A 15,516-nucleotide genomic window follows, 5' to 3' on the forward strand; every position below is an offset into this window, starting at 1 on the left:
TTATGAAGAATATGAACTATAAGAAATCATACGTAATCATTTTATCCATCCTTGTTTTAAGTCTTAATGGATTATCTCAAACCAATAAAAATTTAGCACCCACACCGCCAATGGGCTGGAACAGCTGGAATTGGTTTGGAAAGAAGAATATAAACGAGCAGGTGATAAAAGAATGTATGGACGCCATGGTTGCAGAAGGTTTACTGGATGCAGGTTACGAGTATTTTGTAATTGATGGCGGTTGGCGTGATACCAAGTTAGGCCCAAGAGGTGAATTACTGGCACACCCGGTTAAATTTCCAAATGGTATTAAACCACTGGCCGATTATGCGCATTCGCTTGGATTAAAATTTGGCTTACACACGGTTCCCGGAACACATGATTGTGCCGGTGACCAGGTCGGCGGATTTGGGAACGAAGAAATCCAAATTCAGCAATTTATTGATTGGGGACTTGATTTTATTAAGCTCGATAAATGTATATACAAGCCTGAATGGGATGAGGAACTTGTAAAAGAGACGTATGAAAAATGGCGGAATATTCTTGATAAATCTGAAAGGGATGTTGTTCTGAATATCAGTGCCTATAAATACCGCGATTGGTATCCTGAAGTATGCCAGATGGCTCGTACCACATTTGATATTGGTGCTAAGGCAAATAAAGGTGCCCACTTTGACTATGCTGAAAATGAAAAGAATTTTTTAAGTGTAATGGAAGTAGCAGAGGTTAATGATGAGGTAGCTGAGTACGCCGGAGATGGTTATTGGAACGATCCTGATATGATGGTAATCGGGAATCCCGGACTAACGTTGGAAGAACAAAAATCACATTTTGCTTTATGGTGTATAATGTCTTCGCCACTTTTTCTAGGAAACGATCCAAGAAACATGACTCCGGAAGAAAAAGAGATTATTACAAACGAATTGGCAATATCGATAAATCAAGATCCATCGGAACAGGGTAAACGGATTAAAGTGGATGGCAAAACTGAGGTCTGGGCTAAAAAACTGAGTGATGGCAACATGGCAGTTTTACTCCTTAACCGGGACGCTAAAAAAACTAAAAAAGTTGAAATTTCATTAATAGATCTTGGGTTAACAGGAAAATATAAAATGTTAGATGTTTATGAAGATAAAGAACTGGGAAAAGTTTCAAACGCTGTTTCTTGTGAGGTAGGTGTTCATTCAGGAAAATTTCTTTTAATCGAGTCTGAGATCTAATACCTCTTGTGTGAGCATTACATTGATACTAAAAAAAAATCTACCCAATAATGAATGATTTAAAAGTAGCAGTAGGAAGTTTAATCTTTATTTGTTTTGTGTTGTTTTTAGGTGTTCTTGCAGGTTGTCAAACAAAGCAACCAGAGAACATCGAAAGCCTAAATATGTTACCAAATGTTGTTATTATTTACCTGGATGATCTGGGATATGGCGATGTTAGTGCCTACGGTGCTACTGAAATTCAAACACCGAATATTGATCGTCTGGCAAATGGAGGTGTCATGTTTACCGATGGACACGCTTCATCTTCGACCTGTACACCGAGTCGGTACGCACTACTAACAGGTGTTTATCCTTGGCGAAACAAGGATGCTAAAATATTACCGGGTACAGCACCATTGATCATCGATACAGCACAAATCACCATTCCGAAAATGCTAAAAAATAGAGGGTATCACACAGGAGTTGTTGGCAAATGGCATCTCGGGCTTGGAACTGGTCAGGTAGACTGGAATCAACATGTTTCGCCGGGGCCTAATGAAGTGGGATTCGATTATTCGTATATCATGGCAGCCACACAGGACAGGGTTCCAACGGTGTATCTTGAAAATGGATTAGTGGAAGGACTTGATCCCAATGATCCGATCGAGATTGATTACGAAAATAATTTTGAAGGAGAACCAACAGGGAAAGATAATCCTGAACTGCTGACTATGAAATGGCATCACGGACATAACAATTCAATAGTAAATGGTATTCCACGAATTGGTTTTATGAAAGGTGGAGATAAGGCAAAATGGAGTGATGTGGATATGGCAGACCATTTCCTGGGAAAAGCACAGACCTTTGTAAAAGAGCACAAGAACGAACCATTCTTTTTGTACTATGCCTTGCAGCAACCTCATGTTCCACGTACACCAAATCCACGATTTGTAGGCAGTACCGATCTTGGGCCACGAGGCGACGTGATTGTGGAGGCCGATTGGTGTATTGGTGAATTTATGAAAACGTTGGAAGAAGAAGGTATTCTGGAAAATACACTAATTATCTTTTCGAGCGACAATGGCGCGGTACTGAATGATGGTTATTACGACGATGCTGTTGATCGAATTGGCAATCATGATCAGAATGGAGGATTGAGAGGAGGAAAGTATAGTTTGTTTGAAGCCGGTGCACGAGTCCCGTTTATTGCATACTGGGAAGGACAGATTGAACCTAAACGATCTGATGCGTTGATTAGCCAGTTGGATATTCTGGCATCAGTAGCTAAACTAACGAATGCCGAAGTCGATTCAACAGACAGCCAGGAATTGTTAGAAGTGCTGATGGGAACATCGGATAAAGGTAGGGAAGACCTCGTTTTAGAGGCATCTTCACGAACCGCATTGCGCAAAGATAATTGGTTGATGATTCCGCCTTACAATGGACCGGCAGTTGCAGAAAAAGTAAATGTTGAATTAGGAAATTCTTCTGATTTTCAACTTTATAATCTGGATGAGGATTTGGGGCAGCAGAATAATTTAGCAAAAATAAATTCCGAACAGCTAGAAGTAATGCTTGATCAATATGAGTCAATTGTGGGGGAGTTTAATTCTGAGGTTGAACAGCTGGAGTTAAAATAGAATATATGCCAGAATAAAAAGAAACACCCCTGGTTCAGCAGGGATGTTTTCTCACCTAACTAAATTAGGATCTCTATGAAAAAACTGGTTACAAGACTTTGTGCTTGTAACAATTAGTTATACAAGTAATTTAATAGGATAGTTATACGGAGGATTTATAATTTTTCGTGATGGTAAATAGTTATATCAGCAAGGAAGTTTCCTGTATCAGATTTGATACCGGAAGTGCGACAGGAACCAATACAGGAAATGCGATGGTAAATAACGAAGTGAATCTTTCTATACACGAAAAAAAGAGCTATTAAAAGTTTATTAGATTTCCCTATGCCACGGCATATCACATTCGTCGTCTTCAATTCACCTACATTCGTTTATACTCCATGGAACCGGTGTTGTTTTGTCTTTACATGTGAAAAGCCTTAGGCATCACAAGGAAAGAACAGCCCCTTTGTTTCACGGCAGGACTGTACTTCCCTTTCGCCTGCACGCCTTGAGTGTTATTGTAGTTATATAAATTTGAAAGGTGGAAAACAAAAAAAGAAAGCCAAAGTTAGCCATCCTACCCATAATCCTACCAGATTTAAATACAAGGCCAAAGTAAATGCCCTGATATTATAAATTAAAAGCTGAATTTAAGAACTATGAGTTTTCAGGGCAGCCTTGTATTTAATCCCGGATGGCAAGTCTGTTACTTTCTTTTCTTTTTTTCTTCTCTTTTGAGGATATTTTATTTTACAAAACAGAATCAATAGAGCCTGTTCTTATATTCTTAATACCAAGGCAATGCTTTAGCTGGTGGGGGAGGGGTTGGCAAGATGTGATTTTGTTTCACAAAAATCGCCTGTGCCTGTCCGGCAGGGACTTTTAATCTGGCGATTAAAAGCTTGATTAATTCTTCGAATTAAGGTCTTTTCAGTTAAAACTTATTATCTAATATAAGAAAACAGACACATGAGATAATATCCAACTAATTTATTCTCAGGATATGATAATTACTCACAAAAGAAATAATTCGTAATGGCTTCCGGTTGGGCTCAGAAAGATGTTGATTATATTTTGAATCATCAGGATTCCAATCCTACATCTATTATGCAGTTTCCAAAAAGAAGAAAAGTAAATCAACTTCGCTTTCCATGAGATTCTGATTCTACTGCTAATGGTACTTCCAGTTTTTAATTTCCTCCAGGTTTGTATGTGTCATTAATACAGTATATTAGGTTGTGTCCTTGCAGCTCTTATTAATTTTGGTTCAATAGAAAAAACTAAAAATGATTTGAGTAATAAAAAATCAAAATAGGGTTTTAGAAAAAGAGATAACCGAAAGTTACCATATGTGGTAACTTTTTTGCATCTTTGCAATAATGAGAATTATCAAAGAAAGAACTCTGGCGGATTATTGCAAATCAAGTAAGTACAAAAATGCGGAGGAATCATTAAAGGCATGGATTTACGAGGTTAAATTTTCTGTTTGGGATAATGCAAGTGAGCTAAAGGCGAAATATAGGAACGCCAGCATTATAAGTTCAAAGCGGGTTGTGTTTAATATAAAAGGAAATGATTATAGGTTGATTGTGGATATTGAATATAAACTCAAGATTGTTTTTATTGTGTGGTTTGGCACACATAAAGAATATGACAAAATTAATGCAAAAACAGTAAGTTATGAAAACTAAAATACTAAAAACAGAGGAAGAATATAATAAAGCATGTGAAAGAATTTATTCACTTATTAATGCTTCTGAGGATGCAGTTGAACCAAACAGCCCGGAAGGTGAAGAATTGGAGTTGCTTTCATTATTGGTTGAGAAATACGAGCATGAAAATCATCAGATGGACGCTCCATCGCCTATAGAAGCTATTAAGTTCAGAATGGAACAAATGAACTTGAAACAAGTGGATGTGGCTCCACTTTTTGGAGGGAAAACAAGAGTTTCTGAAGTATTAAATGGTAAACGAAATCTAACCCTGAAGATGATAACCTTATTAAACAGATACCTGGGTATTCCATTGGAATCTTTAATGAGTGGGAATAAAGAAATTAAGTTGGATGATGATAAGAAGGAAAAGCTTCTTCATATATCTTCCATTAAGGAATATTTGAGCTCAGGAAGAGCGGCGGTGGTTTAATTTTAAATATTAGTGTGAAATATAAAATGAGATTGTAACGAATATTCGGAGAGAGACCCATAGGAGACCTAAAGATTTATGTGTTTTTAAAATGTTGGCAATCAGCTCAGTACGGAGGGGATTCTGCCCCCAGCTGAGTCACACCGCAAAAAGCTTCGAAGAAATTCGGAGCTTTTTTGTTTTCTATCCATTCGTAGTTTTGTAAAAGAAACTAATGTGCTGCTGCAATTGCCCAAAATAGCCATTGGCTTGGCTTTAATTCAACCTTTTTCGAAATTCCGAAGGACTCATTCCTGTTTTCTTTTTAAAAAGCATGCTAAAGTGATAAACATTCTGGAAACCCAGTTGGATACCAATTTCTGAAATGTTTTTATCGGTAGAAACCAGAAGCTCTTTTGCCCGGATAATGCGCAACTGAAGGTGGTATTGCGCCGGCGAAACTCCGGTATATTTCTTAAACATTTTGCGAAAATACGAGTACCCAACATGGTGTACGCGCGCCAGCTCTTCCATGTTGTATTCGGTTTCAATGTTTTGGCGCATTAAAAACCTTACCTGTTCAATTACTTTGGCAATGGGTTTTCCTGAAAACTCTTTTCGTTTTTCAAACGAAACAATATAACCGAACAATTTTACCACCATTCCGGAAGCCACCTGTTGAAATCCGGGGCGTTCTTTTTCCACCAAATCATAAATCTTTAAATAGGTGTCAATTATTTCTTCTTTTATGCCACAATTGATAACCGGTTGTTTCGGATTAAAGATTTTATGTTTTAATAATTCGTTAGCGATCCGCCCATTAAAACCAACATAGTTTTCGGTCCAGCCGCTGGTTCTAATTGGCCGGTAGCGGTGCCACTCATTCGGAAATATAAGCATAATACTTCCGGGTTTTACCTGGAATTTGCCGTGTTTATTTTCGTATATACCAGTGCCTTTAGTAATGTAATTTAATTGGTATTCTTGTAATATACGGCCTGTTTCCCAGCTGAAAAAGTATTCTGAAGGGTGTTCCTGCGGAGGGTACAGTGTTTTGGGGGCAATGCCTGAAGTGCCTGCAACATTCAGGTATAAGCCCCAGTCAATATCCTCATCGGCGGTTGTGAGGTATTTAAAGTAGTCTTTCATAAATTAGTGCCAATATATATAAAAAAACTGCCAAAACAGCTATTGTTTAGCTCTTGTTTTACAAATACTTTTGAAGTCTAATTTTAAATCAATAAAACTTAAAAACTAGCATTATGAATGCAATTCTTGGAATTCTTTTTCACTCCTTAGGCGGTGCATCATCAGGAAGTTGGTACATGCCTTATAATTTGGTACGAAAGTGGCGCTGGGAAATATATTGGATAGTAGGAGGGTTATTCTCGTGGCTGATTATGCCATACATCGCAACTGTGTTAACCTCTCCGGGATGGCAGGATATTTTATCAGAAACCGATTCGTCAACCGTACGTTTAACCTACTTTCTTGGGTTAATGTGGGGAATTGGTGGTTTAACCTACGGCCTTGGAATTCGATATCTTGGAATGTCGCTGGGGAATTCTGTTTTGCTCGGAATTACATCGTTGGTGGGGTCTCTGGGGCTGCCCATTTTACGTAATATTGGCAATTTGGGCGAAGTTTTACCTGTAGGAGATTCATTTACCGATATGCTGGCAACTACCAGTGGGCGAATAATCTTGTTTGGTATTTTGGTACTGATGGTGGGAATTGTGCTTTGTGGCAAGGCAGGACTGATGAAAGACAAAGAGTTAGCGGATGTAAAAGAAGGCGTAAATACTGAGTTTAAACTAACAAAAGGTTTAGTAATTGCCGTAATCTCCGGAGTTTTAAGTGCATTCTTTAGCTTCGGAATTGATGCAGGAAAAGAAATGGGCGAGGCAGTGCGCGAAATTGCGGTTACTAATAATTTCGCTTTTGTTAGCGATGGCAAATATTTGTTCGAAAACAACATCATATTCCTGGTAATTCTGTGGGGAGGATTAACCACCAACCTAATTTGGTCGGTTGCCTTAATCCTTAAAAATAAAACAGGGCGTGATTTTGTTGATGCCAAAACTCCACTTTTAAAGAATTACCTTTTCTGTGCACTGGCCGGAACTACCTGGTTTTTACAATTCTTTTTCTACGGAATGGGAGAAACCAAAATTGGCAATGGAGCGAGTTCGTGGATTCTGCATATGTCAACCATTATTCTTACTGCAAACTTTTGGGGATTCTGGCGTAAAGAATGGTCAGGTGTTTCTAATAAAACAAAAGCTACTATTTACTGGGGAATTGGTTTGATTTTGCTGTCGGTAATAATTATGGGTATTGCCAAAAGTGATTTTGTGAATACGCTTTAACAACTTTATCAATAATTGAAAAGGCATGCAACGATTAGCATTTAAAATGTACCTCAACGAAGGGCAAAAAGCAGAATATAAAAAACGCCACGATGAAATTTGGCCCGAGCTTAAACAGCTTCTAAAAGATGCCGGAGTAAGCGAATATTCCATCTTTTTAGACGAAGAAACCAACATTCTCTTTGCTTTTCAAAAGGTGAGTGGCGAAGGAGGTTCGCAAGATTTAGGACAAACCGAAATTGTGCAAAAATGGTGGGCTTTTATGAAAGATGTGATGAAAGCCAATCCTGATAATTCGCCGGTCTCAGTGCCGTTGGAAGAAGTATTTTATATGGAGTAGAGATAGAATGTTGTAGAATTAGGATGTTATTAAATATGAATAAGCAATTCCAGAAACTGGTATCTGTGATCCAGCATCAGATAATCAATCAAAAAACAACAATTATAAAATTATAAAAATGAGTGAATTAATTAAAAAGGCGTACGAAATAGCCAAAGAACAATACGCCGCAATTGGCGTTGACACCGATGCTGCAATTGCAAAAATGAAAGATGTAAACATTTCGTTGCACTGTTGGCAAACCGATGATGTAGGTGGTTTTGAGACGCCTGATGCCGAGCTTTCGGGTGGTGGTATTCAAACTACAGGTAACTACCCCGGCAAAGCACGTTCGATTGCCGAAATGCGTACCGACCTTGAAAAAGTACTTTCGCTTTTACCGGGTACACAGCGCTTAAACCTTCATGCTATTTATGGCGATTTTAAGGGCGAAAAAGTAGATCGCGACCAAATTGAAGTAAAACACTTCCAAAGCTGGATTGACTGGTGTAAAACCCAGGGTATTGGAATGGATTTTAACGCCTCGTGTTTCTCGCACGACCGCGCTGCCGATGGATTTACACTTTCAAGCAAAAACGAAGAAAACCGTAAATTTTGGGTAGAACACCTGAAACGTTGTCGTGCCATTTCTGCTGAAATGGGTAAACAATTGGGTACGCCTTGTGTACACAATACCTGGATTCCGGATGGCTCGAAAGACGTGCCGATTGACCGTAACGGATTGAGGGCAATCTTGAAAAAATCGTTGGATGAGGCTATGGACGTTGACTACCCTACCGAACACATGAAAGATGCTGTTGAAAGTAAATTATTTGGAATTGGCGCAGAATCGATGACGGTTGGTTCGCACGATTTCTACCTTGGATATGCCATTAGCCGCAACAAAATGATTTGTTTAGACAATGGACACTTCCACCCAACCGAGCAGGTTGGCGATAAAATTTCTTCCTGTCTTCAGTTTATCGACGAAGTATTGTTACACGTCACACGCCCAATTCGCTGGGACTCAGACCACGTGGTAACATTAAATGAAGATGTGCAGTTGATTGCCTCCGAAATTATGCGTAACGATTTCCTTAGTCGGGTTAAAATTGGTTTAGACTTTTTTGATGCCTCAATTAACCGCATTGGAGCCTACGTAACGGGTACGCGTGCGGCCATGAAAGCTTTCTTAATTGCAGCTCTTGAGCCTACAAAAGATATGGTTGCTTTGGAAGAAGCCGGTAAAAACTTCGAACGTCTGGCCATGCTCGAAGAACTGAAAACAATGCCGTTTGCCGCAGTTTGGGATTACTACTGTTTACAGGAAGGTGTTGCAACCGGTATGGATTACATTGCCGAAATTCAGAAATACGAAACCGAGGTTCTTTCAAAAAGAGCTCAGTAAAAAAAATATAGTTTGATCAGGCCTCTCTTGTTGGTGTTAATGCGTTAGTGTTTTAAGTGGCAAGAGAGGCTAATCTTTTAAAATTAAAGAGATGACTGAAGTAATTGCTGTTTTCGATATCGGAAAAACCAACAAAAAAATACTGTTGTTTGATAATAAATTTAAGGTTGTTTATCAGCACGAAGAGAAATTTCCGGTGGTTTTAGATGATGATGGTTTTGAATGTGATGATATTGACTTAATTTACACCTGGATTTCAAAAACACTGGCCGAAATTACTACCAGAAAGCAGGAGTTTAAGCTTGTGGGTGTAAATTTCTCGACTTACGGTGCTTCATTAATGTTTCTGGACGAAAACGGCAAGCAGCTTACACCTGTTTACAATTATCTGAAAGAAATTCCTGATTCGATTTCGGAAGACCTTTTTGCCAGATACGACGGTAAAAGCGAATTTTGCCGAAAAACGGCAAGCCCGGCCTTAGGTCTTTTGCTGAACTCAGGAATTCAAACTTTATGGTTGAAAAAAGAAAAACCGGAAGTGTTTGGTAAGGCAAAGTCAATTCTGCACCTTCCGCAATACCTGTCGTATTCGCTTACTAAAAAAGTTACCTCGGAACCCACCTCCATCGGATGCCATACTTTTATGTGGGATTTCGATAAAATGGAATACCATCAATGGCTTGGCGACAATGGCATTTCGTTGCCCGAACCCATTTCGAACGATGCGGTTTTTCCGGTAAAAATTTATGGCGAAAAAGTAAAGGTTGGTATCGGAATTCACGACAGCTCGGCCTCGTTGGCACCTTATTTAAAGGCCAGCCCTGCAAAATTTATTTTGGTTTCTACCGGTACCTGGTGCATAAATATGAATCCATACAACACCGAACCTTTAACCGAAAGCCAGTTGGCACAGGATTGTTTGTGTTTTCTTACCCCAAATAAAGAGCAGGTAAAATCTTCGCGTTTGTTTATGGGCCATTTTCACGAGGTTTGGGCCGCAAAACTGGCAAAATATTTCGGCGTGGAAAATGATGCCTTTAAAACAGTAAAAAAGGATGATGTACGGTTAAACAGCCTGTTAGAAAAGTACCCCAACCCGGTTTATTTCCCGAATGGAAAAGAGAGTTTTGAAGAGGGCTTGGAAACGGTGTATTTGAGCAAGTTTGAAAGTTACAAAGAAGCGTACACCAAATTAATGATTGATTTATCGGAGCTGTGTGTAACAGCGCTTAAGCTGGTAATACCTGCCAACGACGAAACAGAAATCCTTTATGTTTCAGGAGGTTTTGCACGCAATCCCATATTTATTCACTTGCTGCAAAAAAATTTCCCGGCGAAAAAAGTACTGGTATCGGAAATAGATAACTCAAGTGCATTGGGAGCCGCAATGGTAATTGCTGATGTGTTCTCTGATGTGGATGTTGCAAAACTGGATTTGGGTGTGATAGAATAAAAAACAGAAATTGGAACGATGAAAAAATTAGACACAAAATTGATGCATCCGCGCGATCAGATTACAATGATAATCGATAAAATCTACCGCAGCGGATTAACAACAACTTCCGGAGGAAACATTTCAATTATCGACGATAACGGCGATGTTTGGGTAACTCCATCGGCAATTGATAAAGGTACTTTGCGCCCAACCGATATGGTTTGCGTGCGTAAAGACGGAACGATTGAGGGCCGGCACAAACCATCGTCGGAATACCCGTTCCACATTGCCATTTATAAAAGCCGCCCTGAAATTAAAGCGGTAATCCATGCACATCCTCCGGCTTTGGTTTCGTTTAGCATTGTTCGCCAGATTCCAAATACCAACGTACTTCCTCAGGCTAAAAATGTGTGTGGACCGATTGGCTACGCACCTTATGCATTGCCTGGCAGCAACGAACTTGGCGAAGTAATTGCAAAAGAATTTGACAAAGGTGTTAACGCCGTTATTATGGAAAACCACGGCACCGTAGTTGGAGGTAGCGATTTAAACGATGCCTACCAACGTTTCGAGACCATGGAGTTTTGCGCACGTACGCTCATTTATGGAAAAACCATTGGCACTCCAAATTATTTAACCGATGAGCAAATTGACGAATTTGAAAATCAAATTCCGCGTTTGTTGCCTGAAATGGTGGATGTTAAGTATTGCTCAGAAGAACGTGCAATTCGCGAGCAAATCAGGAAAATTGTACTGCGTGCCTGCGACCAGGGATTAATGATAAGTTCGTACGGAACGGTTTCCGTACGTTGGAAAGGCAACGATTTTCTGATTACACCAACCAATGTGGCACGTTGGGATATTACCTTAGACGATATCGTTCAGATAAAAGATGGTAAACGCGAGCCCGGTAAAATTCCGAGTCGCGCAACCTGGCTGCATCAGGAAATTTATAAACGTTTTCCGCATGTAAATTCAATCATCCTAACACAAACACCGTATTTAATGGCTTACAGCGTTACGGGTGAAAAAATAGATGTACGCACTATCCCCGAAAGTTGGATTTTCCTGCAAGATATTCCAAACATGCCATTCGGTTCGCACTTTGCCGGAGAAGAAGCTATTCTTGAGACTCTTTCGGAAAATACACCTGCCGTAATTATTAACAACGATTCGGTTTTGGTAACCGGCGATAACCTTTTAGGAACATTTGATAAACTGGAAGTTGCCGAATTTAGTGCAAAATCGTTGACAATGGGAGCTTCGCTGGGCAAGTTAATACCTATTAACGATGCACAGGTGGAAGATTTAAGGATGAAGTTTTTGAGTTAGACTAAGTTAAAACTACGGAAATGGAATCCGTACAATGGAAATATTTCAGTGCTTGAAAACACTGTGTCGGCTAATGATGCAAAACAGAACACAACCAAATGTAAGCTAAAATTAGGTGCTGTTCGTTCGATGTTTTGGGTAGGCGAGGAGTAGGATTTGAAAATCTATCTAAAACTATTTTAAAAGTTCTTTATAAATCGTGTAGTTTTCTTCGTCAAACACACAAAAAATCAGCTTTTCGATGCTGGATGGAACAGCAAAAAATTGTTTAACCACAGTCGTGGCAATTTTTGCAGCATCATTTTTCGGATAGCCATAAATGCCGGTACTTATATTCGGAAAAGCAATGCTTTTAATTTTATGTTGAGCGGCCAATTGCAGACAGCTCTCATAACAAGCTGTAAGTTTTTCGGCTTCCTGAAATCGTCCACCTTTGTATACCGGGCCAACCGTGTGTATCACATGTTTGGCAGGAAGTTTATACCCTTGGGTAATTTTTGCCTGACCGGTTTTACAGCCATTTAGTGTTTTGCACTCGTTAAGTAGTTCCGGGCCGGCAGCACGGTGGATGGCTCCATCAACGCCACCACCGCCCAATAGGGTTTGGTTTGCAGCATTTACAATGGCATCAACCTTTAACTTTGTAATGTCGCCCCGGTGTAACAAAATTTCAGTCATGGTCTTAAATTTTCCCCAAGTTACTTACTTTTTGTTACTCCGGGGCCATCTTTTTAGTCTTCCACAATGGTTTCTATATCTTCATCGCTTTCGGGAACAGTCAATGCTAAAGAGCTGGCTCTAACTTCATCAAAATTCAGTTTCTTGCGGGCTGCTTTTACAAACATTCCGATAACAAACTTAATGGCGTAATGCTCAACGGCTTCCGGCAAATACGGGATGTCTATTTTTTGGTTCGCCAGTCGGGTTAATCGTCGTACCAGGCGCCGTGCTTCTTTGTCAGAAATGCCCCGGTCGGTACTTCTTATAACATCATAAAATTCGTTGGGTAGATGATCGTACAAAAAGGTGTCGATTTTGAAAATTACTTTAATCAAAATCCGTTCTTCACCAGTTTCTTCAATAAAAGGAACATTAATTTTTTCGTTTAACCTCATGGCCAAATCTTTTATTTCGGCTTCGGTCATTTTGTTACGCTTTTTAGGCTCAGCATGAAAATCTTCAAGGAGCAATAAAAAGTCATCAGTAGTTAGATCTGCTACTTTTGTTGCCATAATTTTTTGGATTTAATGATTTATAGATTTAACAGGCAGCCAAACCATGGTTTATGCCTGAAATAGTGATTCTAATAAATTGCGTGTCTCAGCATTGTAAATTCCATTAATCTCGAGTTCGGGTTTGCGGGTTTGCAATTCTTTAATTCCGTTTTCGGTTTTTGGCCCAAAATCACCATCAGAGGTACCCACATTAATATTCAGCAGTTTTAACGCATTTTGCAGGGCTACAACCGCCGTGCCTTTGCTGCCACGCTGCAAAATGGGATCAGGAATAATAAGTTGCTGCTGTGCTGCCAGGCGCTGATAGGAAAGAACAGTATTAATTCGGTAGGCCGAAACAGAAACACGGTTTCCCTGGTTACCGCCCAGGCAGTATACGCGTTTTTTATCGGTTGAAATGCCAAGAAAAATGCCAACGTGTCCTTTCCACGATTCCGGACTCTCGCGCCAAAAAACAACCACATCGCCGGGTTCCGGATTTAGTGTTTTAACGCCAATGTTTAACCACGAGCGGGCATTGGGTTTTTTAGAGAACTCAAGGCCTGCTTTCATTGCTACCCAATTAACAAAGTTGCTGCACCATGGAATTTCGTCGGTGGTAATGCCTTTAATACCCGCTTCCTCGGCATACTTCAGCACTTCCGGATTATGTTCTGAACCAACAATCTCTTCTGTACCAAGTTCAGCAAAAGCTATTTTTAGTAAATCTTCCATTTGTTTTATGAGTTAAAGGTTTAAGAAACGTTTAGGATTAATGCTGGCAATGGTTTCAAAATCGTTGCCAAAAGCGTCTTTAAAATCATTGAAATATTGTTCCATACTTGGCCCGAAAAACTGTGTCAGGTAGTAATCAGAGCCGTATAGTATTTTAGATTTTTCGTAATCGCTCAACTTGTCGAAAAAGCTTGTTTTAAATGTTTTTAATTCTTCTCTGATACTGAATATTGCTTCGTTATTTTCCGGAGATTCAATTATTGTTCCTTCGGAAAAACAAGACAAATCGGTGCAGGCGTTGGGGTAGTTGGGATTTTTAATGATGTCGAAAATTGCTTTTGCCCAGTTATCAATAAATCCGGCACGATACAAAGCGTTCCATACCTCGGCACGTTCGGCAATGCTGAGATCATCGCGCAGTATTCTTTTTCTGCGGTTTAGTTTATAGGCCTGGCGAATAAGGTCTTTGTCTTTGTTTGAAAGGGGCAGTATCGCATCTTCAAATTCATCTTCATCAATACGTTTGTGCGGAATGGAGTAATTTACATATTCCATTATTTGGCCACTGCCGCCAAAGTGGGCAAAATTGATGGTGAGCCCCGGAAATTTCTTCATTACAAGTTCCCACAATTTTGGATGATTCAGCTTTTTTGCACGTTCGGCAATGGCGTGGCTGACCTTTCGGCTAAAAAACCGATTGTCAAAAGTGAGAGGCTTTTTGGGTTTTACAATGTTTCCATTTAGTAAAACATCGCCGCGTACTTTTAGCACCGAAGAGAAACATGCAAAGCCGCTGTTGGAGTTATGAACAGTAATGGGAATATTATGTTGCTGGCATAATTCGTAAATGCCTGCTTCTTTTGAGGTGCCCATTAAAATAGGATCGGTTGGTGAAAAACCGGCCGGTGCATACAGCTTGACTCCGGCAAACCGGCCGTTTTCATCAATTATTTTTTCTTTGAGTTTATCGGTAAGTTTTACGTTGCCTTTATATTCGCGGCGCGGATCGATACTAAAAAATGGCTTAATGGTTTCGTATTTATAGGCCAGGTATTCGAGGTCTGCAATTTGCTGGTCGTAGTTGGCATTGTCAAAAATCTCCACTTCTTCATCTGATTTTTTATCAAAACTTTCCTCAAATTCTTTAACGCGGTTTTTTATCTTATCAAAGGCTTCGGCCAGTTCGGGGCTTTTTAGTTTACGGTTTACGCGGGCTTTAATAAAAGGCAAAGCTACCGAAATGAGCCAGAATATTCTTTTTATCCGGCGTCGGTAACGTTTGTTTTGGTTTTCATCATCATCGTTATCGTCGGCATAAGTAAGGTCGAACATCAGGGGGGTGGTGACCACATTTCCCTGGTATACCTGGTCAAGTGCCTCAAAAACATCTTCACTTGTTTCCTGGGTTACATCTTCCAGCGTTCGGTTAATCCCGTCTATTTTAAACTTTAATTCTGCCGAAGTGGCTTCTTTCTCAAGCAGGTCTTTAATGGCAAGTAACGATTGAACCACATTAACCAGTTTGCGAATAATAACATCTTTGTTAAAAATGTGGCAGTGAATGTCGTAATAAGTAGTCATAATAATGAATTTATTGATGTGTTTTGTTTGTATTAAAATCAGAGGGAGAAGGCACTATTAATCTCTGCAGAAAGCCATGAGCTTTAAAAAAAATGCGTCCAGTAAAAAGCAGCGTATACATCATAATTTGTGTTTGTATAATTATTCCGGGTCACAACTTACGGGCTTGTAAATT

14 protein-coding genes are annotated in these 15,516 nt (G+C 39.6%); 9 read left to right on the plus strand and 5 right to left on the minus strand.

Annotation, left to right across the window (positions count from 1 at the left end; all coding sequences use genetic code 11):
• Window positions 1-2: 2 nt before the first annotated feature.
• The 4 genes from QZ574_RS13585 (at window position 3) to QZ574_RS13600 (ending at window position 4,969) form a co-directional block, all read left to right on the plus strand.
• On the plus strand, window positions 3-1,220 hold the full coding sequence (locus QZ574_RS13585; protein WP_297090394.1) for a glycoside hydrolase family 27 protein: 1,218 nt from the start codon (window positions 3-5) through the stop codon (window positions 1,218-1,220).
• 50 nt (window positions 1,221-1,270) lie between these two features.
• On the plus strand, window positions 1,271-2,842 hold the full coding sequence (locus QZ574_RS13590; protein WP_297090396.1) for an arylsulfatase: 1,572 nt from the start codon (window positions 1,271-1,273) through the stop codon (window positions 2,840-2,842).
• 1,361 nt (window positions 2,843-4,203) lie between these two features.
• Window positions 4,204-4,515: a type II toxin-antitoxin system HigB family toxin gene (locus QZ574_RS13595; RefSeq protein ID WP_297090398.1), complete on the plus strand. Its 312-nt coding sequence runs from the start codon at window positions 4,204-4,206 to the stop codon at window positions 4,513-4,515.
• On the plus strand, window positions 4,505-4,969 hold the full coding sequence (locus QZ574_RS13600) for a helix-turn-helix domain-containing protein (protein ID WP_297090400.1): 465 nt from the start codon (window positions 4,505-4,507) through the stop codon (window positions 4,967-4,969). The genes QZ574_RS13595 and QZ574_RS13600 overlap by 11 nt, the downstream gene beginning before the upstream one ends.
• Before the next feature lie 255 nt (window positions 4,970-5,224).
• Here QZ574_RS13600 and QZ574_RS13605 read toward each other — a convergent pair whose 3' ends face one another.
• Window positions 5,225-6,097 carry an AraC family transcriptional regulator gene (locus QZ574_RS13605; RefSeq protein ID WP_297090402.1) on the minus strand — a complete coding sequence of 291 codons (873 nt, stop codon included), beginning with the start codon at window positions 6,095-6,097 and terminating at the stop codon, window positions 5,225-5,227.
• A 113-nt stretch (window positions 6,098-6,210) separates the two neighbouring features.
• On the opposite strand from QZ574_RS13605, the gene QZ574_RS13610 reads away from it, so the two are divergent.
• From QZ574_RS13610 to QZ574_RS13630, 5 genes are all read left to right on the plus strand, one after another.
• Window positions 6,211-7,317 carry an L-rhamnose/proton symporter RhaT gene (locus QZ574_RS13610; protein WP_297090404.1) on the plus strand — a complete coding sequence of 369 codons (1,107 nt, stop codon included), beginning with the start codon at window positions 6,211-6,213 and terminating at the stop codon, window positions 7,315-7,317.
• Between the two features lie 25 nt (window positions 7,318-7,342).
• Window positions 7,343-7,657 carry an L-rhamnose mutarotase gene (gene rhaM, locus QZ574_RS13615; RefSeq protein WP_297090406.1) on the plus strand — a complete coding sequence of 105 codons (315 nt, stop codon included), beginning with the start codon at window positions 7,343-7,345 and terminating at the stop codon, window positions 7,655-7,657.
• Window positions 7,658-7,775: 118 nt separating this feature from the next.
• Window positions 7,776-9,044: an L-rhamnose isomerase gene (locus tag QZ574_RS13620; RefSeq protein WP_297090408.1), complete on the plus strand. Its 1,269-nt coding sequence runs from the start codon at window positions 7,776-7,778 to the stop codon at window positions 9,042-9,044.
• Window positions 9,045-9,135: 91 nt separating this feature from the next.
• Window positions 9,136-10,497: an FGGY family carbohydrate kinase gene (locus QZ574_RS13625; protein ID WP_297090410.1), complete on the plus strand. Its 1,362-nt coding sequence runs from the start codon at window positions 9,136-9,138 to the stop codon at window positions 10,495-10,497.
• 18 nt (window positions 10,498-10,515) lie between these two features.
• Window positions 10,516-11,811, plus strand: a complete 1,296-nt coding sequence (locus QZ574_RS13630; RefSeq protein WP_297090412.1) for a class II aldolase/adducin family protein — start codon at window positions 10,516-10,518, stop codon at window positions 11,809-11,811.
• Window positions 11,812-11,985: 174 nt separating this feature from the next.
• Here the strand turns inward: QZ574_RS13630 and QZ574_RS13635 are convergent, their stop codons facing one another.
• From QZ574_RS13635 to QZ574_RS13650, 4 genes are read right to left on the minus strand one after another with little or no spacing between them, the layout of a single operon-like run.
• Window positions 11,986-12,489, minus strand: a complete 504-nt coding sequence (locus QZ574_RS13635) for an O-acetyl-ADP-ribose deacetylase (protein ID WP_297090414.1) — start codon at window positions 12,487-12,489, stop codon at window positions 11,986-11,988.
• Between the two features lie 53 nt (window positions 12,490-12,542).
• The gene (locus QZ574_RS13640) at window positions 12,543-13,043 is read right to left on the minus strand and encodes a hypothetical protein (RefSeq protein WP_297090416.1); all 501 of its coding nucleotides are present in this window, start codon (window positions 13,041-13,043) and stop codon (window positions 12,543-12,545) included.
• A 51-nt stretch (window positions 13,044-13,094) separates the two neighbouring features.
• The gene (locus QZ574_RS13645; RefSeq protein ID WP_297090418.1) at window positions 13,095-13,760 is read right to left on the minus strand and encodes a TIGR02594 family protein; all 666 of its coding nucleotides are present in this window, start codon (window positions 13,758-13,760) and stop codon (window positions 13,095-13,097) included.
• A 12-nt stretch (window positions 13,761-13,772) separates the two neighbouring features.
• Complete coding sequence (locus tag QZ574_RS13650) at window positions 13,773-15,341, minus strand: hypothetical protein (RefSeq protein ID WP_297090420.1); 1,569 nt, start codon at window positions 15,339-15,341, stop codon at window positions 13,773-13,775.
• Window positions 15,342-15,516 lie beyond the last annotated feature (175 nt).

The sequence above is a fragment of the uncultured Draconibacterium sp. genome (assembly GCF_913063105.1).
Classification (GTDB): domain Bacteria; phylum Bacteroidota; class Bacteroidia; order Bacteroidales; family Prolixibacteraceae; genus Draconibacterium.